16 protein-coding genes are annotated in these 18,149 nt (G+C 57.9%); 6 read left to right on the forward strand and 10 right to left on the reverse strand.

What is annotated here, in order from left to right:
* Positions 1-3: 3 nt before the first annotated feature.
* Positions 4-618, forward strand: coding sequence for a cytochrome o ubiquinol oxidase subunit III (gene cyoC, locus J3P95_RS03595; RefSeq protein ID WP_434560736.1), 615 nt, complete (start codon positions 4-6; stop codon positions 616-618).
* Positions 619-948 (forward strand): cytochrome o ubiquinol oxidase subunit IV, encoded by a 330-nt coding sequence (gene cyoD, locus J3P95_RS03600; RefSeq protein WP_186641099.1) that lies wholly within the window; start codon positions 619-621, stop codon positions 946-948.
* A gap of 144 nt (positions 949-1,092) precedes the next feature.
* Here cyoD and J3P95_RS03605 read toward each other — a convergent pair whose 3' ends face one another.
* From J3P95_RS03605 to J3P95_RS03635, 7 genes are all read right to left on the reverse strand, one after another.
* A complete protein-coding gene (locus tag J3P95_RS03605; RefSeq protein ID WP_186614607.1) occupies positions 1,093-2,025 on the reverse strand; it encodes a phosphatidate cytidylyltransferase in 933 nt (310 codons plus the stop codon).
* A gap of 1 nt (position 2,026) precedes the next feature.
* Positions 2,027-2,647, reverse strand: coding sequence for a lysophospholipid acyltransferase family protein (locus J3P95_RS03610; protein ID WP_434578684.1), 621 nt, complete (start codon positions 2,645-2,647; stop codon positions 2,027-2,029).
* A gap of 233 nt (positions 2,648-2,880) precedes the next feature.
* On the reverse strand, positions 2,881-3,339 hold the full coding sequence (locus J3P95_RS03615; RefSeq protein ID WP_434581305.1) for a hypothetical protein: 459 nt from the start codon (positions 3,337-3,339) through the stop codon (positions 2,881-2,883).
* Entirely contained in the window at positions 3,336-4,673 is a 1,338-nt protein-coding gene (locus tag J3P95_RS03620) for a phosphatase PAP2/dual specificity phosphatase family protein (RefSeq protein ID WP_434578682.1), read from the reverse strand. Before J3P95_RS03620 ends, J3P95_RS03615 begins: the two co-directional genes overlap by 4 nt.
* On the reverse strand, positions 4,673-6,430 hold the full coding sequence (locus tag J3P95_RS03625; protein ID WP_434578680.1) for a bifunctional alpha/beta hydrolase/class I SAM-dependent methyltransferase: 1,758 nt from the start codon (positions 6,428-6,430) through the stop codon (positions 4,673-4,675). The genes J3P95_RS03620 and J3P95_RS03625 overlap by 1 nt, the downstream gene beginning before the upstream one ends.
* Positions 6,431-6,440: 10 nt before the next feature.
* Positions 6,441-7,064, reverse strand: a complete 624-nt coding sequence (locus J3P95_RS03630; RefSeq protein ID WP_434578679.1) for a CDP-alcohol phosphatidyltransferase family protein — start codon at positions 7,062-7,064, stop codon at positions 6,441-6,443.
* Between the two features lie 213 nt (positions 7,065-7,277).
* On the reverse strand, positions 7,278-7,514 hold the full coding sequence (locus J3P95_RS03635; RefSeq protein ID WP_434578677.1) for a hypothetical protein: 237 nt from the start codon (positions 7,512-7,514) through the stop codon (positions 7,278-7,280).
* Positions 7,515-7,930: 416 nt separating this feature from the next.
* On the opposite strand from J3P95_RS03635, the gene J3P95_RS03640 reads away from it, so the two are divergent.
* Positions 7,931-8,290, forward strand: a complete 360-nt coding sequence (locus J3P95_RS03640) for a DUF6124 family protein (RefSeq protein WP_434581303.1) — start codon at positions 7,931-7,933, stop codon at positions 8,288-8,290.
* A gap of 114 nt (positions 8,291-8,404) precedes the next feature.
* On the opposite strand, the gene J3P95_RS03645 is transcribed toward J3P95_RS03640, so the two are convergent.
* Both J3P95_RS03645 and J3P95_RS03650 read right to left on the reverse strand, forming a co-directional pair.
* Positions 8,405-8,725 (reverse strand): contact-dependent growth inhibition system immunity protein, encoded by a 321-nt coding sequence (locus tag J3P95_RS03645; RefSeq protein WP_434578675.1) that lies wholly within the window; start codon positions 8,723-8,725, stop codon positions 8,405-8,407.
* The gene (locus J3P95_RS03650) at positions 8,722-13,512 is read right to left on the reverse strand and encodes an RNase A-like domain-containing protein (protein ID WP_434626329.1); all 4,791 of its coding nucleotides are present in this window, start codon (positions 13,510-13,512) and stop codon (positions 8,722-8,724) included. The genes J3P95_RS03645 and J3P95_RS03650 overlap by 4 nt, the downstream gene beginning before the upstream one ends.
* 588 nt (positions 13,513-14,100) lie before the next feature.
* On the opposite strand from J3P95_RS03650, the gene J3P95_RS03655 reads away from it, so the two are divergent.
* The 3 genes from J3P95_RS03655 to J3P95_RS03665 all read left to right on the forward strand — a co-directional run bounded on the left by J3P95_RS03655 (position 14,101) and on the right by J3P95_RS03665 (position 15,940).
* Positions 14,101-14,460: a DUF6124 family protein gene (locus J3P95_RS03655; RefSeq protein WP_434578671.1), complete on the forward strand. Its 360-nt coding sequence runs from the start codon at positions 14,101-14,103 to the stop codon at positions 14,458-14,460.
* 199 nt (positions 14,461-14,659) lie between these two features.
* Complete coding sequence (locus J3P95_RS03660; protein ID WP_434578670.1) at positions 14,660-14,926, forward strand: helix-turn-helix transcriptional regulator; 267 nt, start codon at positions 14,660-14,662, stop codon at positions 14,924-14,926.
* Positions 14,927-15,580: 654 nt separating this feature from the next.
* The gene (locus J3P95_RS03665) at positions 15,581-15,940 is read left to right on the forward strand and encodes a DUF6124 family protein (RefSeq protein ID WP_434578669.1); all 360 of its coding nucleotides are present in this window, start codon (positions 15,581-15,583) and stop codon (positions 15,938-15,940) included.
* 108 nt (positions 15,941-16,048) lie between these two features.
* Here J3P95_RS03665 and J3P95_RS03670 read toward each other — a convergent pair whose 3' ends face one another.
* Positions 16,049-18,136: an AIPR family protein gene (locus tag J3P95_RS03670; protein ID WP_434626332.1), complete on the reverse strand. Its 2,088-nt coding sequence runs from the start codon at positions 18,134-18,136 to the stop codon at positions 16,049-16,051.
* Between the last annotated feature and the right edge of the window lie 13 nt (positions 18,137-18,149).

Raw genomic sequence — 18,149 nt, forward strand, 5'->3', positions numbered from 1 at the left:
TCCATGTCCAATCTCGTCCAGCCAAACGCCACGGCGCCGGAATCCGAACACGGGCACTCGGACGCCAGCTCCATGACCCTGTTCGGCTTCTGGGTCTACATGATGACCGACTGCATTTTGTTCGCAACGCTGTTCGCGACCTATGCGGTACTCGGCCAGAGCGTCGCCGGCGGCCCTGGCTCCGCCGACATTTTCGAATTGCCCTACGTGCTGACGGAAACGTTCATCCTGCTGTTCAGCAGCATTACCTACGGCTTCGCCATGCTCGCCCTGAGCGCCGGCCAGAAGCAGAAGGTATTGGCCTGGCTCGGCCTGACGTTCGTTCTTGGCCTGGCGTTCATCGGCATGGAAGTCCATGAGTTCCAGAAGCTCATTGCCGAAGGCTACGGCCCCAACCGCAGCGCCTTCCTCACCGGTTTCTTCACGCTGGTAGGCACCCACGGCCTGCATGTCACCACGGGCCTGATCTGGATGGCCGTGGTGATGTTCCAAGTGCAACGCAACGGCCTGACCACCGTCAACGCCACCCGCATGGGATGCCTGAGCCTGTTCTGGCACTTCCTCGACGTGGTGTGGATTTGTGTGTTTACCGTGGTCTATCTGTTTGGAGTGATGTAGATGAGCAATCTTCAGAGCAGCGTCGATGCCAGCCACGGCAGCGCAAAGTCCTACCTCACCGGGTTCGTTCTCTCGGTCATCCTTACCGTGATCCCGTTCGCCCTGGTGATGTATCCCACATTGCCAAAGTCCATGACGGCCGGGATCGTGGCGGTATTTGCGGTGATCCAGATCGTCGTGCACCTGATCTATTTCCTGCACCTGGACTTCTCACCGCAGCAACGCTGGAACCTGACGGCGCTGGTGTTCTCCACGGTGGTGATTGCGCTGTTGGTGGGGCTGTCGCTGTGGATCATGTACAGCGTGCATCACAACATGTTGGCCCATTGAGGCGGTACGGCGACCCGCTCTTCGTGGCGAGGGAGCTTGCTCCCGCTGGGTCGCGCAGCGGCCCTAAGATTTTGGGTCTGCTGCGCAGCCCAGCGGGAGCAAGCTCCCTCGCCACAGAAACCTCTTCAGCCTCACAGGTTTATTTCACGTCCACCAATACCGAACCAGATGAAAGAAGATCGGCGCGGCGAAGCACACCGAGTCCAACCGGTCGAGCATGCCGCCGTGGCCTTCGATCATGTGCCCCCAATCCTTGACGCCGCGGTCGCGCTTGATCGCCGACATGACGATGCCGCCAGCAAAGCCCAGCAGGTTGATCAGCAAGGCGATGAGGAACGACTGCCACGGGTTGAACGGCGTGATCCACCACAACGCGCCACCAATCAGCGAGGCCAGGAAAATCCCGCCGACAAAGCCCTCGACGGTTTTCGACGGCGACAGGTTTGGCGCGATCTTGTGCTTGCCGAACAACTTGCCGCAGACGTACTGCAACACGTCCGACAGCTGCACCACGATCACTAGGTAGGCGATCAGCAGCAGGTTGCGCCCTTCGAAACCGGCGATGTCCAAGGTCAATAAGGCCGGCACGAAGGAGATGCAGAACACCGCGATCATCAGCCCCCATTGCACCTTGGAAGCGCGCTCGAGGAAGTGTGTGCTGTCGCCGCCCAGGGACGCGAGGATCGGCAGCAGCAGGAACACGTACACCGGGATGAAAATCGAAAACAGCCCGTACCAGTCGAAGTAGATCAGCAGGTATTGCAGCGGCAACGCCAGGTAGAACGCCGCTACCAGGGCCGGGTAGTCACTGCGTCGCGTGGGCGTGAGCGTCAGGAATTCCCGCAGGGCATAGAACGATACCGCGTAGAACAACAGGATCACCGCCGCATTGCCGAGCCAGAACGCGATGCCGATCACCAGCACCATGATCCACCAGGCGTTGATCCGGGCGTTGAGGTTCTCGATGACCGAATTCGGCGCGCCTTTTGTCCGCAGCTTGAGAATGAAACCGACCAGCGAAGCCAGCAGCAGAATCGCGCCGATCCCGCCAAACAACATCAAGGTATATCGATCCATGTCAGACGTGCTCCGGGGCCAGCGCCAGCAGTGCGGCGCGGCTGCGTTCAAGAAAGTGCTCTTTGCTTTCGCCGTCCTCGATGCGCAGCGGCGCACCGAAACTGGTGGTGCACAGCAGCGGCAGCGGCAGCACCCGGCCCTTGGGCATGACGCGGTTGAGGTTGGCGATCCACACCGGGATCACTTCGACCTCGGGGTGGCTTTTCATCAAGTGATAGATCCCGCTCTTGAACGGCAGCAGGCCTTCCTCCGGATTGCGCGTGCCCTCGGGGAAGATGATCAGCGAGTCGCCGTTTTCCAGCGCATCGAGCATCGGCTGCAAGGGGCTGTAGGACGGGTCCTTGCGCTCACGATCCACCAGCACGCCGTTGAACACCCGATTGATGATGTAGCGGCGCATCGGGCTGGTCTGCCAATAGTCGGCCCCGGCAACCGGGCGGGTGAGCTTGCGCAGCGCCGGCGGCAGCGAGGCCCAGAGCAACACGAAGTCGCCGTGGCTGCTGTGGTTGGCGAAATAGATCCGCTGCACCGGCGTCGGCGCGCAGCCGAGCCACAGGCTGCGAGCGCCGGTGACCATGCGCGCGGCGGAGGTGATGAGATTGGCGACCACGGGTTCGAACATGAGGATTCCTTGTCCTGAAAGCTTTGGTTTTATGCGACTTCTATAGCTGACAAACCATCGTGGCGAGGGAGCTTGCTCCCGCTGGGCTGCGCAGCAGACCCATTAGGCTTCAATGTAATCAGCCTGACACAACGCAGTGCTTGGTTTTGGGGCCGCTGCGCCCGAAGCCTCGGACCGGCCCAGCGGGAGCAAGCTCCCTCGCCACAAAGCCATCTTTTCCTGTAATTCATTGTTTAAACACCAGAGAACATCAGCCAGGGACTGGCCAGAATGACGCTCACCGTCAACACCGCTTGCGTAGCCACCGACAAGGCTTGGCGGCGAAGCAGTCGCATCGAACCGTGGCTGCGCTCGGGCCATGAACGCCCGCCACGCTCGACCGGTTGCAGGCCGAGATTGGCGAGGGCTGCGTCCAGCGCCTCGGTGCGTTCGGTCAGCGGCTTGCCGGCATCCGCGACGATCTGAAACAGGTCGGCATCAAACGCCACGCGAAACGCCAGATATTTCTCCTGCATGCCGAGGACGAACACGCCGAAGCTCAGCAACAGCAGCCACGGATCGATGCTGCCCACCAGCCATTGGCCCAGGCCGATCAGCGCCGCCAACAGGGTCAAGCCGGTGGAAAACTGGTCCAGCGACTGACCGCGCCGCAACAGGCTCGCCACGGTGTGCAGTTCCATGTCGCTGCTCATGACCATGCCCCGAATCCCTTGGACAGTTGCTCCAACGCCTGGCGATGGGCCGGGTGCAACACGATACCCGGCCGGGCTTGGCGAATCTGGGCGATGGCCGCGTCGACACTCTCGGCGCGACCGCTGTCCAGCAACCACGCCGCCACGGCGGTGGCACTGCGCGAATAACCCAGGGCGCAGCAGACCAGCACCGGCCCGTGCTGACGCAGTTGCTCAATCATCTGCGCCGCGTTCAGGCACTGCTCGGCCGTCGGTGCCGTCAGGTCGAGCACCGGCAAGCTGCGATAGGCGATTGCGGTGCTGTCCATCGACAACTCGGCGCAGAGGTCGAGCACGCCAGTAAACGGGCTGCTTTTAAGCGACGCCGAGGTAGGAATTCGTCCGAGCCAGACGTCATCCGCGACCTGATCCGGCTGCGGATGTTTGCGCGTCCACACGCGGGAATTGATCCAGGCCGCCGCCAGATACGGCGCCAACAACCAACGCACCGCCGGGCTCAACCGGCCATCCTCACGCTTCTGGAACCCGCTGGCGCCGAACACCAGGTAGTTCAGCGCGACCATGAGTACCGCGACCGCCGGCCAGATTAGCCAGAGCCACGCGCCGCCGAACGCGAACGCCAAGGTAAAGAACACCGCCGCGCCCAAGCCGTAACGCAAGGCCAGTCGCCGGCGGGCGGAGTCGCTCGTCAGCCGGGCACTTTGCAGCGGACTCGGCCGGTCCAGCGGCCACAACCAGACGCACAACCAACCCGCCAACGCGCCGGTGGGCACGTCGACGAAGTGGTGTTGATAGGTGGTCAGCACCGACACGCCAATCAAGGCGAACCAGCCGTGCATCAACCAACGCCGAATACCTTGCAGGTGGCGTTGATAGCAAACCCAGAGCACCACCAGCAGCGCGATGTGCAGCGACGGCGCCTGGTTGAACGGCTTGTCGAAGCCCGCCAGCACGTCGAACATCCAGCCGAACACGCCATCCATTTCTGGCCGTGGGAAGGTAAATGTCAGCGGCCAGAGCAGGAAACAACTGACCGCAATCACCTGGGCCGTGAGCAGCCGCAAGGCGTGGCGCTTGAGTTCGTCGCGGCTGTTGGGCAGCAGCAGGGACAGGCCGTAGAGCAGGTCAATCGACCAGTACGGCACGATGGTCCACGCCATGAACGGCATGTGGCTTTCCCAGTCGAACACCAGGCTGCCGACGTCGTCACGCTGGGCGGTGACCCAAGTGGCGAAGCCGTAGGTAGTGAAGAACAGCGGCGCGAGCAACAGCAGCCAGAGCACCGCCGGTTTCAGCAGTGCCGGTTCGCGGGCCGGAGCAATGACGGCGCTCATTACTGCACTCGCTGAGCCAGGGAAACGCTGAAAATGCCCCATTCATCGACCCGCAGCGTGATCTTGCGGAAACCCGCCGCCTCAACCAATTGATCCATTTCCGCTTGCGTACGTCGGCGCATCACCCAGGCCTGGCCGGCGCGGTGGCTGGTCAGGGCGCGGGCGATCAGCTCCAGTTGCGGGTGCCATGGCTGGCCGGTGTAGACCAGGAATCCGCCAGGCTCAACGGCTTCGGCCAGACCGGCGAGGGAAGCGCCGACCATCTGGTTATCGGCAAACAACTCGTACAAGCCGGACACCACGGCCAGGGTCGGCTTGGGCTCCAGCGCCGCCAGGTCCTGACGATCGAAGGCATCGCCTTTGACGAACTGCGCAATGTCACCCAGGCCTTTTTCAACGATCAGCGCATTGCCGTCGCGCACGTTGATGTCGCTGTAGTCGCGCAGCAGGATCGACTCCGGCAGTGGACTGACGCCTTGCAGCGCTTCAAGAATGTACCGGCCATGGCCGGCGGCGATGTCGACGATGCGCACTTCGCGGTCTTGCTCGCGCAACTTGCCCATGGCCAGGCGCAGCAACTCCTCGACGTGCAATTTGCGCTGGCGAATGCCGCGCCAGCCGATGGAGTTCAGGTAGTTCTGATCGATCGCTTTCCCCAGCGCCGAAGTGCCGGTAGGGCGATTGCGGTAGACGTAATCCAGGGTGCTGCCGGAGTCGAACCCGGTGTCGAAACCCAGCTTCACGCCAGCCGACAACTTGCTGCCAAAGCGCATGCTGGCGCGGGTCATGCGCCAGTAAAGATCACGCAGCGAATTGTGCGGCAGCGGCGTGGCGAGGGTTTCCGCTTCGGCGCAGGTCACGCCCAGGCGATCGGCATCCAGCAGGGAAGGGCGGTCCAGCGGGCGGGCAAAGTTTTGCAGGATGAAACGGCGGGCGCTGGCAATGGCCGGAGCACGGTTCTTCTCACCGAGGGTGTCGTGGAAGAACCCCGGCAGGACGTGCTTTTCCTTGTGCAGGCTGCCCAGCCGCTCGAAGAACTGTTCCTGGGGTTTGCGGTGCACAACGAAGTCGGAACCGGAGATCAACAGCTGCGTCGGCACCTGGATCGCCTGGGCATCGGCGACAACCCGGTCGGCCGCTTCGTACAGGCCCAGCAGCACGTTCACCGAAATCGCCTTGGTGATCAGCGGGTCGTTGTCGTAGGACGCCACGCGCTCCGGGTCATGGCTGAGGAACTTGGCCTTGACGTAACTGTTGACGAAAAAGTTGCCACGAAACTTGCGCATCAACGCCAGGCCCGGACGGGCAAACGGCACGTAGAGCTTGACCTTGAAGGCCGGCGACGCCAGCACCAGCGAGCGGATGCGCGGCGCGTAGTCGTGGACCCAAGTGGACGCAATCACCGCGCCGACGCTTTGCGCCACCACGGCAATGTTCTGTTCGTCGATCTGATGCGTGGCGCCGATGTGATCGCAGAACGTCTGCACATCCCGCGCACTGGTGGCGAAACTCGGGCTGTCGCCGCGAGCGCCCGGCGACTGGCCATGGCCGCGCGCGTCCCAGGCGAAAAACTCGAACCCGGGCAAATCCAGCTCATCCACCAGGTGCGCAATGCGCCCGGAGTGTTCATGACCACGATGAAACAACAACACCGCCTGACGGGGTTCACCCGCAACAATGTCGACAGCCGGCCAGTGCCGGTAGAACAACTCCACGCCATCGTGGGTGGTGAACGTCAATTCCTGGGCTTCGCGCATTGCAACTTCCTTATGCTGAGGGGGCGTTTTCCGACACTTGGCTCAGGCCATGACGGACCCGATTGACCAAGGTATAAACCAGCAGGGCGGCAACCACCGCCATCACACCATTCACCCAGAGCGCCCCGAGCCAACCCAGGGCAATACCGGTCGCCAGCACGCCGAACACAAAGGCGCGATCACTCTTGCCCATCGGCCCGTCATAGCGCCGCGAAGCCCCGACCATCGCCCCCAACACGCCGGCGTATTCGCTGAACAACGCCAACAGCGTGACCAACAACACGAGCAAAAGACTGGTATCGGCAAACAAGGCAAAAGGCAGGATCAAGGCAGCGTCGGCGATGATATCGCATAGCTCATTCAGGTACGCGCCCAGATGCGATTGCTGGCCAAACTCCCGCGCCAACATGCCGTCCACCGCATTCAATGCCATGCGCAGGAACATCCAGATCGGCACCAGGACGAAAATCCACGGATGGCTGGCGAACCAGGCAACCACCGCCCCCACCAACACGGACACGATGCCGGCCAGGAGCGTGACCTGATTGGCGGTGACGCCGTTGTTGTAAAGACGTTGGACGGTGGGGCGGAGCAGATTCTGGAAGGCGGGCTTGAGTTGATAGATGGAGGGCATTGGGTCTGTGATCTCGGCCGGATTCGGGGCTGGGCTTGTGCAGGTGCGAGATTACGATAGGTTGAGGGGGGACGGCGGGTATTTCTTGAGAATGTGCGCGGGTAGGCATCTATTCGCGCATTTATCTGCATGAAACACCCTGGGAGATATGAAAAAACGCTGAACCTGTGGCGAGGGAGCTTGCTCCCGCTGGGCTGCGCAGCAGCCCCAAAGCTAACCCCCAGCCCGCAGCGGGCCGCCGACCGGGACGTACTCGACCGGCGCTTCCCCGGGCAGGTTTTTTATGGGGTCTTCGGTATTACCGTAGCCTTCTTCCTTGAGATTGATCGAATGCACGCTGTGCTCGCGGGCGGTGCTGTCGGTGAGCTTGGTGAATAGGCGGTGATCGGCGGGGAGGGTGAAGCGATCGCCGGGGTGGAGTTGGGCGAAGGTTAGGGTTGGAGGGGTCATGGTGGCGGGCTCCGAGGTTTGGTTGCTCTCTTTAGAATTGAGAGCGCTCGCCGGATTGGGTTCCGTTTTCTTACAGCCGTCGTCCTGAAATCCGCAGCATCGATAACTGGCCGACATCGCCTTGCGCCTTTGCCTACAACTACGCCAGAATCCGCCGGCTTGTGCGCCTGGGGCCGCGTCGGTAGCTTGAGTCCTGTCACTGCTCATCAGTGATCGGGTTTAGCAGCTCGTGGCGAAACAGGTTGTGCAAGGCGTCATCCAGTCAGGATTCCCCCATCCTGCACTTGATGGTAGCTGTGCGCAGGGCGTCCTCGGACGCGCCGGTTTCTTGTTTCCCCGGTCTGCTAACCTGCGTACAGCTGCCTCCCATCGTTTAGCAGCGAGCGGGTGATGGCTCCAAAACAGGAAGCAAGATGATGGCAAAAGTTACTCCGAATCCTCCGGACGCAGACGAACATGTCTCCCGCGCCCAGTCCGCTCGCAACAAGAAAATCGACGATGCTGCCACTCGCGCTTTGGATTTCTATCTGAAACCCAAGCCCAAAAACGAAACGTCGGACAAGCCCAACACTATTTTTCGTATTGATCCTGACGTCGATTCAGAGTGCTTGCTGGCGAATCTGAGTGAGAACCTGGCTTCGGCTAATGCAATGATCAGTGATCTGGCGTTTGATCTGGATGGGTCAAGGCGACATATTGCGTTGGGGATTTTGCAGGTTATTGAGGTGAGTGAATTGTTGGCGAATCGGGTGTTGGATATTGTTGAGGTGAGGTAGAGAGAAAGCGTTATGCGTAAAAGATCTTCTTAGCGAGATCTTTTACGCGGCTAGAGTTTTACTCGAGATTACAGTCTGCATAATGATCTGCCGAGACTCTATGGATTTTGGCTTTTATGTGGGGCTGTCGAGTTGGTTGATCATAATATCCAATTTACTAGCAATATGAAGTAGCCAGTGCTCACCGGTTTCCCATTCGTTCCAGTAGCAGTAATAACAGCTAAGCTCCTTCAGGAGGTACTCCCTTAATTTCTGTTCATCTTTATTGTCTCTGATAAGTAAGTTGATTTCCTGTTGAACGAGTCTTAGGACTTCAATGTCGGATTCGGTTAAAAAAGCACTGATAACCTCTTCTGCATTTTCATGCTCTATCATCCAGTCTTGATGAAAGTAAGCGCCAAAAAAATCATGTAGTTCTTCGAAGTTTGTATTCATGCTTCAGGGAATCCTGTAAGTAAAAAATATCCTTCTGGTTTTTTAGGGTCTTTTATCAATACGAAGAGCGCTTTGTATGCTGGTGCGTAATCATCGTGGCCACGTATTAAACTAACTCCCACCGGTTTAGCGTAGGTATGTGTGATAGTCGTCTTCCCTTTTTTACTGTTTAAGAATTTTTCAATTTTTTTTTCGTTCGACGCAATTGCTCTTGCAGCAGACGACTCAGCAGTCGCTCTGTCAGGAAATGTGGAGGCCGCTGGGACATTCGGCTCTGCTTCTATCCTTTGGGCTAGCTGCGCATCTGTTCTGCCTATGTGCTTCCGAATCAAATGCCCGCCGCGAGCCTCATGTGCAGCCAAACCTCCTCCCGGAACAATCTCGCTGAATGGCCCCTCGGCCTCGATATCACCAGGACATTGACAGGCCAACCCCAACGGATCCACCCACCCCGTCGGGTTCAGGGTATACCGATATCCGTTAAGCCCACCCGCCAGCTTGCTCGGATCCGCCGTCAGGTACCGCCCTGTCTCCGGATTGTAGTACCGGTGCCGGTTGTAGTGCAGGCCGCTTTCCCGGTCGTGGTATTGGCCTTGGAAACGTAGCGGTTGATGCAGTCGGGGGCCGCCGCCGTGGCGCAGTTCGGTGAGTTTGCCGTAGCCGTTGTAGCGCGCGGCCCAAACCACTTCGCCTTGGTGGCTGGTCAGTTCCTGGGGCGTGCCGAGGTGGTCGAGGTGGTAGTAGAACGGCGTGGCTTTTTCTGGGCCTTCGCCTTCGAGCAGGGCGAGGGGGCGGAAGGTGCCGGGTTCGTAGATGTAGCTTTGGTAATGTTGGTCGCTGCTTTCGGCGATGACCTGGTCGCCTTGCCAGATAAATTCGCTGGTCTGGTCGTCCACGGTCTTGCTGATGCGTCGGCCGAAGGCGTCGTAGCGGTAGGACGTTTCGTTGCCGTCCGGGCTGGTGACGCCGATGAGGCGGTGTTGGCTGTCGTAGCGGTATTCAGTGACCAGGCATTGGGCCGTGCCGCGGCGTTCGCGGATCAGATTGCCGTAGGCGTCGTAGTCGTAATGGCGGTCGCCCTCCATCAATAGGCGGTTGCCCTTGAGGGTGGTCGGGCCGGGGCGGTCTTGCATCAGCAGGTTGCCGGCCGGGTCGTGGGCGAAGCGTTCCGGGGCTTGGTTGTGGGCGTAGTCGATGCGCAGCAGGCGATCTTGCTTGTCGTATTGGTAGCTGCGGCGGTTTCGTGTGTCGGACAGCGCGGCGAGGTTGCCGCCCGCGTCGTAGGAATAGTCGCGCCAGAACATTTGCTGTTGCTGGGTCTGCCACACGGTCTGGGCCTTGAGGCGGCCTTGTTCGTCGTAGCTGTAGTCGCTGAGCAGCCGGCCCTGCTGGCGTTGGGTCTCGCGTCCGCCTTTGAAACGGTGCTCGGTCAGGCACGTGCCGTTGAGGTCGATGGCAATCAGCGCGCCGCCCGGGAGGTGGCGGTAGTCGAGGGTGCTGCGATCGGGCAGACGGCAATGGATCAGCCGGCCCGCGCTGTCGTATCGATAACGCAGGGTGGCCCAGCCTTGGTGTTCGGCGACGAGGCGGTCTTGCGCGTCGTATTCGTAGGCCAGCGGCCAATGGCCGTCGTCGACACTGACCAGACGCCCAAGGCCGTCGTAGCGGTACTCGACCGTTTCGCCGTCGGGCAAGGTCTTGCGCAGCAGGCGTCCTGCAGAATCCCTTTGGTAAGCGGTGACCCGTTGATTACCGTCGGAACCAAACTCGGTCTTTTCCAGCAGGTGGCCGTTGAGGTCGTAGGCGTAGCCGGTGCGTTGGCCGTCGAAGCCGGTTTCCTGTCGGATCAGTCCGTTGGGCGTGTAGTCCAGCTGATATTTTTCACCGGACTCGTTCTCGATTTCCGTCAGCAACAGCCGCGCCGAGTCGTAGCGGTATTTCAGTTCGCTGCCGTCGGGGTTGAGGCGGCGGCTGATCAGGTGCAGGTCGTCGGCGTATTCGTAGCGGGTGATGCGCCCCAGTTCGTCGCGTTCGGCGGTGACCTTGCCGTAGGCGTTGTAGCTCCAGGCGCGGGTTGCGCCGGTGGGCAAGGTGGTTTGCAGCAAACGGCCCACGGCGTCCCATTGGTAATGGGTGATGGCGCCATGTTCGTCCTGGCGGGTCAGCAAACGCCCGAGGGCGTCGTAGGAAAAGATCCGCTGGCTGTCGTCGGGCAGGATTTCTTCGGTCAACTGGCCCAGGCGATTACGGACAAAGGCGTGTTGGCTGCCGTCCGGGTAGCGGATGGAGATCAGCTGGCCTTGGGTGTCGTAGGAGTACCAGGTGCTGTGGCGATCCGGGTCGATGGCCTCGATCACATCGCCCTGTTCATTGCGCCGGTAGGTCCACACGGCGTTACCGCGATGCCGTGCGTGCAGGAAACCGTTGCGGTACTCGTAGGACGTGGGCTCGCCTTCGGGCGGAATCAGCGCCACCAGCCGTCCGACTTCGTCGTAGCGGTATTCGGTCACCGCGCCGAGTGGATCCTGCTCAGCGACCAGCCGACCCTGTTCGTCATAGGCCTTGAGGTGTTCGCCGCCATCAGGATCGACTTGGCGCACCAGCCGCGCGCGGTCGTCATGGACGTACACTTCCCGGCTGCCATCGAGGTTCTGGACCGTGACGCTGCCGTCCTCGCCCCAGGTGTAGCGGCTGTCCATCTGCGCAAAAGATGCCCAGTGCCGCACGCAGCGGGCCGCCGGGCCGAGGCCTTGCCATTCCCAATAAAAACTCGCGCCGCCGGCCAGTTGCCGTTGGAGGATGACGTGCTGGTCGTCGTAGTCGTAGCGTTCGCTTTCGCCGGCGGCGTTGGTCGCTTCGATCAGTCGCCAACGCGCGTCGTAGCGGTAGGTCACCAGCGTCTGTTCGGTGCGCCAGGCTTCGTCCGGCAGCAGTTCCAGGTGAAAACTCTGGTAATCGATGGCGACCAGGTGGCGGTGTTCATAACGCAGGCGCAGGCAGCGCCGAGCGCCGTTGTCCACGCGGCTGATGTCGCCGTAGATGTTGCGCTGGATCGTCAGGCGGTTGTCGTACCGATCGCTCAGGGCAATCAGATGACCGTCGCGAAAGTGTAGGAAAGGCGCACCGTCGCCGGGTTGGGCGATGATCAGTTCGTCCGGCTCGCTGCTCAGGTAGATCGCCGCGCGGGCCAGGCTGTTGTGGATCGCCGTACGTTGCAGGTTTGGCCGAGGAAACGTGGTGCGGCGGTTTTCCTGATCGATCCAGATGACCTGCTCGCCTTCAATCAAAAGGCGATGGGCCAGGGCATGACTCCAGCCACGACCGAGCCCGACGTCCAGGTCGGCGGCGCTGGTGCGATAAAGGCGGGTGAAGACGAAGGGCATGCGCCCGTCGAGGGTGCCGTCTTCCAGGATCAGCAGTTCTTCGCCGGTGACCATCGACACCGGGCAGCCATGGGTGCGGGTTTGGTCGGCGCTGTCGGCGGGGTCGCCGTTGGGGTTTTTCGATTGGGCGGGGGCGTCGTCGTGGGGTTCGTATTTGCTTAGCTGTGTAGAAGGCAGGGATTTTTCCCGCACGACCGGGAGCGGATTACTGACCGACAGCGGCGCGGAATCCCCAGCGGTGATCTGTAAAGGCGTGACCGGCGCCGGTCCCGCCGACGTTCCTCGGCCATTGATCACCAGCGGTTTTAGTGCATCGGTATGTTTGTCGAGGCGATCGCCGCCGAGTTGCCCCAGGCGCTGGCTCGAGGCCTTCAACCACCCCCGGGCCCTTTCCGAACGGATCAAGTTCAGCGCCTTGCCGCTCAGGCTTAGCCCCAAACCCAGGCCACCGGTGACAGCCGTCAAAAGGAAGTTGATCAGCACCGAGGCGCGCATTTCGCCCATGACTTCGGTCACATACTGCGGCGGCAGCATCTGCAGCCAACTGGTGAAGGCCGCGGTGTAGACGAAGAGCAAAGGCTCGTCACTCAAGATCATCAGGGCCTTGGCAATCGCCTGCGATGAAGCTTTCACCAATTGCTCAAGCTCGACCTCGGTGAGGTATTCCAGCAGCTTTTCACTGTTGGCCTGCAGGTCCGCCAACAGATTAAAGATCTGTTTGACGTTGTCCCACAGCCCATACACGGCTCTTTCAAAACCGCGCTGCTCGGCTTCTTGCAAGACGTTGAAGCGCTTCACGAAGCCGCTTTCGGAGAACTCTTTCCAGAGCGGTTGAAACTCCTCCCACTCCGCTTTCAGCCAACCTTCGAGCTCGACGATCACGAGCTGGTAGGAGGCGTACAGAGCTTTCACATGATCCGTCGTGACATCAGGAAAAAAGGTGATTCGGTAACGCTGGCCGCGATCGCACTCGGGGATCTCCAGGATGCCGCTGGGGCCGATAACGTGACGGACTGGCTCGCCAAATACGTCCTTCCCCTGCTCGCCCCCGATGACCGGTTCGAGCATCACCGGCGTGTCGCCGATCGGCACGAAACGCGAGGACTGGAACATGTGCACCAGCGTCAACGGGCCTTGGGCCGGGCAGGCCGCCATTACGGCGCTGACCTGCTTGCCGCCATTTTTCGCTGGCGCGAGCGACACCTCGTTGCCCACCTTGAACATCTGCTCGATGTCCAGCGCCCGACCAGTCCAGAAACGTTCCGCCCAACTGTCGTAGTCGTTCAGGCAGTGGCGAAAGTCCTGCAACACTGCCTCGACATCCGGCTGGTCAGAATCCATGGCTGCCATCACCAGCGAACCGATGATGTTGCCCTGGGCAAGGATTTTGTCGTAGTTGGACATGCAGGCAGCTCGCAGCACGGAAGTGGGCGCGAGACTGTGCCGGGGTTGGCAGGGGAAAGAAGTCAGGGAAAGAAACAGCGTATGTAGGGCAATTCTCAAATTGCCCCTGCGCCGTCGGAAACCGACGCTCCCTATAGGAACGTAATGGCTAAAACGACGCCCCCGTGGCGAGGGAGCTTGCTCCCGCTGGGCTGCGCAGCAGCCCCAAAACCATCCAACACACGACCCGTTGGGGCAAGGGCAGCGTTGTTTATCGGGGCGCGTGGGATTCTGGCGCGCCTGACAGCGCCTTGCGCCATTGCCTACAACTACGCCAGAATCCGCCGGCTTGTGCGCCTTGGGATTGGTCGGTAGCTTGGGTCCTGTCACTGCTTATCAGTGATCGGGTTTAGTCGCCCGTCTCAACCTAAGGCGTATCAGGTCCCGTCGGACAGGCTTTGCTGTTCCTGTATTGATGGCAACTGTGCGCAGGGCGCCCCCGGGCGCGCCGGGATTCTTAGGTTCACCGGTCGACTAACCTGCGTACAGCTGCCGCCCTCTCGTTTAGTCGCGAGGCGGTTGCAGCATCACATACAGGAACCTAAGTTAATGGCAAAAATTACACCAAACCCTCCGATTGCAGACGAGCATGTGTCTCGTGTTCAGGCTGCTCGTAATAAAAAGCTTGATGAAGCGGCTGATCGGGCTTTGGATTTTTATCTTAAGCCTACGCCCAAGAAGGAAACGTCCGACAAACCCAACACTATTTTCCGTATCGCACCGGATGTTGATTCGGAATGTCTGCTTGCCAACCTCAGCGAAAACCTGGCTTCGGCCAACGCCATGATCAGTGATTTGGCGTTTGACCTGGATGGGTCGCGACGGCGTATTGCGATGGGGATTTTGCAGGTGATTGAGGTGAGTGAACTGTTGGCGAATCGGGCTTTGGATATTATTGAGGTGAGGTAACAAGGGGCCGCGCTTACCCCAGGCATGAAAAAAAGGTCTTGCATGGCAAGGCCTTTTTTGTGGGCGAGAGATTGAAAGGAATTTATCGCTCAATTAGTGCAGTACTGCTGCACAAATCACAAATCGAAACTCGCGATGCTGTGTCCCCAGGGCTACAGCAATCAGAAAAATATAGATGTTTGATGCTCGAGGGCTACAAATGACCACCCTGTTTGATGTGGCCGAAATGCTGAAACAGGCTCGAGGTGAGGCCCATTTGAGCCAAGAAGCCTTGGCCAGTCGCGCTGGCGTATCACGTTCAACGGTAGCGCGTATGGAGACACTAGCTAAAGGGGATATGAGCGTATCGGCCCTCGTTCGGTTATTGGAAGCGGCCGGATACGACTTGAAACTGGTGAAGGCAGGTCATGAACGCACGGTTGAGGACATCCTGGCCGAGCAGCGTTTCGGGGCAAGCGAGTCCTAGTCATAGCTGGAGCGCTGACAGAGAAGTTGTGCAAGTACCTCTTGCACAATTTCCCCAACCGCCGCGTCGCTCTTTGCTCGCGATAGCACCATATCGAGCAACATAAATAACGCTAACGCACCGCATTCACGAGTAAACCTGTTCCCGCCAGTCCTATGTTTGAAATGCCTGATGCGTCCCCGCCATTCTTTGATTTCAGCGACACGTTCTATCGTCATGTCGCCACCAGCGACATATGCACACAAGCTTCTCTGTGGGGGGCGAGCTTACTCGCGATAGCAGTGTGTCAGCCAACATTCTGGCCAGCTGTTTATCGTGACTCCACGAGACCAGCCACGACCGACATCGCCTTGCGCCATTGCCTACAACTACGCCAGAATCCGCCGGCTTGTGCGTCTTGGAGGGCGTCGGTAGTTTGAGTCCGTCACTGATAATCAGTGATCGGGTTTCGCAGCCCGGACTCTATAGGCGCATAACGTCACCCTCGAAAGCAGATCCTCATGTCTGTGATTTCGTCAGAGGTGGCTGTGCGTGGGAGGCCCCATGGGTCTGCCGGTCCCTAGAGTCCCGGTCTGCGAACCCGCGTACAGCTGCCACCCCAACTTCGTTTCGCAGCGAATGGTGGTAGCTCCAACAGACTCTAGGAGCTTTACCATGGCTAAAATTACACCAAACCCTTCGATTGCAGACGAGCATGTGTCCCGCGTTCAATCTGCTCGGAATAAAAAGCTTGATGAGGCAGCCGATCGGGCTTTGGATTTTTATCTAAAGCCTACGCTTAAGAAAGAAACGTCTGACAAGCCCAACTCCATCTTTCGCATCGCTCCTGATGTTGATTCGGAGTGTTTGCTTGCTAGTCTCAGTGAAAACCTGGCTTCGGCTAACGCCATGATCAGTGATTTGGCGTTTGACCTGGAAGGCTCGCGACGGCGTGTTGCGATGGGGATTTTGCAGGTGATTGAGGTGAGTGAGCTGTTGGCGAATCGGGCTTTGGATATTGTTGAGGTGAGGTAGGGCGGGGCGCAAGCTGTCCTTAGGCAACAAAAAGGTCTTGCATAGCAAGACCTTTACGAAAACTAGGACGGATACAAAAAAGACTGATTAATAAAAAATTTCATGTATTCATAGAGCAAGATAGCCGTCCTCAATCATCTCTCCCCGTAGTTTCCAAAGTTCGATACACTGACGTTCCGTAGGAAGCTTATGGGGGATTTGAGTTGCGATAGTCAATAGACTAGCTTGCTTGGGCGAAAGTTTCCCCTTCTTGATCCCCCAATTTAATAGCCGTGTCCATTCCGCGCCGGGCAAGTCCACGACCATAATTTGAAGTTGTATGCCATCATCAGTTTTTTGCATCGTCTTCGATTTTTTTACATCCTCAACAGAGAGGCGCACGTCCTGAAGAAATTCATCTGAGTTTGAAACTAGCTTTACTTTGGTGTTTTTTACTTGTTCCCAACAGGCTTGCATTTTTGCCCATTCAGTGACGTTATCCTTGGGTCTGTCAGGATCAGTAAGCACGAGAAAAACTTTTTCTGCAATTATAGATAGTTGGTCGCATAGTGCCTGCGGAACAGCCTGTAGATCCCAAATAGTTCTGAAGTTGAATTGCTTGCCCAGTGCGTCCTCAGATATCAAATTATGAAGCTTGGCGATCGAGTAAGTCACGATGTTTGCGCGATATCCCCCTTGGTACCATGTCTGTTGGCTAACCAGAGACTCCGTTTTCCTGAAGATTATAGCTAGAGCAACTAGGCTGCGAAAGTACTCTTCATTATAAGTCTTGCCGTCCGATACCCAAGATTTTGAAATGATGTCAGCAAAAAAAATAAAGTTTTTTTGCGCCCCCATGCTTACTTTATGGGGTTGCTCGCGCCAGCTATTCTCATACTTTGCAACATCGGTTTTTGTAAATAGCTGGTTTTTTGGGTTTTGTACTAAAAAGTGGTTTTTTTGTGCGCTTGTGAGCTTGGCTTGTTCATTAAAATACTGACCTCTAGCTCGCTCATAAAACCAATGTGTTCCAAACTGTGCCCCGGTTTTTGGCGAGGTGAACAGACGGCGAGAGAATTCTTGAAGGCGAATATGAAACGGGTGGTTGGAGAAAAAGTCTGCATCGCTAACTTTATTCTGGCTATTCGCGTAACGTGCAATTTCCGGAGTTAACTCCCCAGCTTTTTCCGGTGGCAGAACAGAAAGCTTCATCTGCACCATAACTTTTGAGAGGTCCAAGCAGTCTTTACGTGCAGTACCACCTCTTTTTGCAAACGCTAACGACGCCGTGGTTTGCCCTCCGTTCACAATTTGAAGGTTCACCGCGCTTCGAATACGCGTCCCCCCCGCATCCTCTTCTATTACAACATGTTCAGCAGTCGCCGCAATTCCATTATTGAATGCAAAAAACATTTCTGGCTGATTACGAATCGTGTTTTGTATTGCTGCGTTGACCTTGCCTTTTGTACTCAAAAATGTTCGAACATTACCTTCAAGCAATCTGCTGCCGTAAATGTCGTATATATCCGCTAAAGTGTCGCCGGGAATCATACAAAGATAAGCGCTATAGTCTCCCAAGGATTCGGCAGCAGCAAGGCATTTCAGACCGCTCGTTTTATTTGTCGAAAAATCAACAACAAGATCATCGCGGCCAGTAGCTGAGATATAAGCTGAATGGAATCGTCCGATATCCCAGATATGGAACTCGACAGGAGTACCGCTCACAGCATCTTCAGGCCATCCTTTCTGACGAGTTTTTAGCATGCCGTCGCTAACGAAATAAAAACGATATTTCGTTATTTTCGAATGCCAATTCATTAAGTCACATGCGAAGCCAAAGCCTGGTTGGCTTTCGTCTACACTGCCGTCAGTTAAGTTGCCCTCCAATGCCTCTTCAAGAAAGGCACGCAAATCACCGAGCGCAGCCTTTACATCGGAAGTAATAAATGAGGGCACTTCATCTTCATTAAAAAACTCAGCTATCAGAAGAGTCATCGAGTTGTCGGCATCATCAAATGAATAGCCGTCAACTCGAAGTTTTTTGCGCTTTCCATTGACGCCCTCAAATCTGCACATTTCGAAGGAAAGAAGCTCCTCCGCCTCTACCAGCCTCTCTCCGCACTCCTCCACAAATGCGGTGCGAATGAAGTCGCGCGAAGATTCGGCTTTTGAACGGACGGTCTCTATGATGTCTTTATGAAATGTGAGGAGGTCCATATAATTTACTCGT

Source organism: Pseudomonas sp. Z5-35, from assembly GCF_051131945.1.
Taxonomy (GTDB): domain Bacteria; phylum Pseudomonadota; class Gammaproteobacteria; order Pseudomonadales; family Pseudomonadaceae; genus Aquipseudomonas; species Aquipseudomonas marvdashtae.

Bases quoted from the DNA above. Each gene is read 5' to 3' on its own strand.
- cyoC (WP_434560736.1), top strand. From the start codon at position 4: ATGTCCAATCTCGTCCAGCCAAACGCCACGGCGCCGGAATCCGAACAC.
- cyoD (WP_186641099.1), top strand. From the start codon at position 619: ATGAGCAATCTTCAGAGCAGCGTCGATGCCAGCCACGGCAGCGCAAAG.
- J3P95_RS03605 (WP_186614607.1), bottom strand. From the start codon at position 2,025: ATGGATCGATATACCTTGATGTTGTTTGGCGGGATCGGCGCGATTCTG.
- J3P95_RS03610 (WP_434578684.1), bottom strand. From the start codon at position 2,647: ATGTTCGAACCCGTGGTCGCCAATCTCATCACCTCCGCCGCGCGCATG.
- J3P95_RS03615 (WP_434581305.1), bottom strand. From the start codon at position 3,339: ATGAGCAGCGACATGGAACTGCACACCGTGGCGAGCCTGTTGCGGCGC.
- J3P95_RS03620 (WP_434578682.1), bottom strand. From the start codon at position 4,673: ATGAGCGCCGTCATTGCTCCGGCCCGCGAACCGGCACTGCTGAAACCG.
- J3P95_RS03625 (WP_434578680.1), bottom strand. From the start codon at position 6,430: ATGCGCGAAGCCCAGGAATTGACGTTCACCACCCACGATGGCGTGGAG.
- J3P95_RS03630 (WP_434578679.1), bottom strand. From the start codon at position 7,064: ATGCCCTCCATCTATCAACTCAAGCCCGCCTTCCAGAATCTGCTCCGC.
- J3P95_RS03635 (WP_434578677.1), bottom strand. From the start codon at position 7,514: ATGACCCCTCCAACCCTAACCTTCGCCCAACTCCACCCCGGCGATCGC.
- J3P95_RS03640 (WP_434581303.1), top strand. From the start codon at position 7,931: ATGGCAAAAGTTACTCCGAATCCTCCGGACGCAGACGAACATGTCTCC.
- J3P95_RS03645 (WP_434578675.1), bottom strand. From the start codon at position 8,725: ATGAATACAAACTTCGAAGAACTACATGATTTTTTTGGCGCTTACTTT.
- J3P95_RS03650 (WP_434626329.1), bottom strand. From the start codon at position 13,512: ATGTCCAACTACGACAAAATCCTTGCCCAGGGCAACATCATCGGTTCG.
- J3P95_RS03655 (WP_434578671.1), top strand. From the start codon at position 14,101: ATGGCAAAAATTACACCAAACCCTCCGATTGCAGACGAGCATGTGTCT.
- J3P95_RS03660 (WP_434578670.1), top strand. From the start codon at position 14,660: ATGACCACCCTGTTTGATGTGGCCGAAATGCTGAAACAGGCTCGAGGT.
- J3P95_RS03665 (WP_434578669.1), top strand. From the start codon at position 15,581: ATGGCTAAAATTACACCAAACCCTTCGATTGCAGACGAGCATGTGTCC.
- J3P95_RS03670 (WP_434626332.1), bottom strand. From the start codon at position 18,136: ATGGACCTCCTCACATTTCATAAAGACATCATAGAGACCGTCCGTTCA.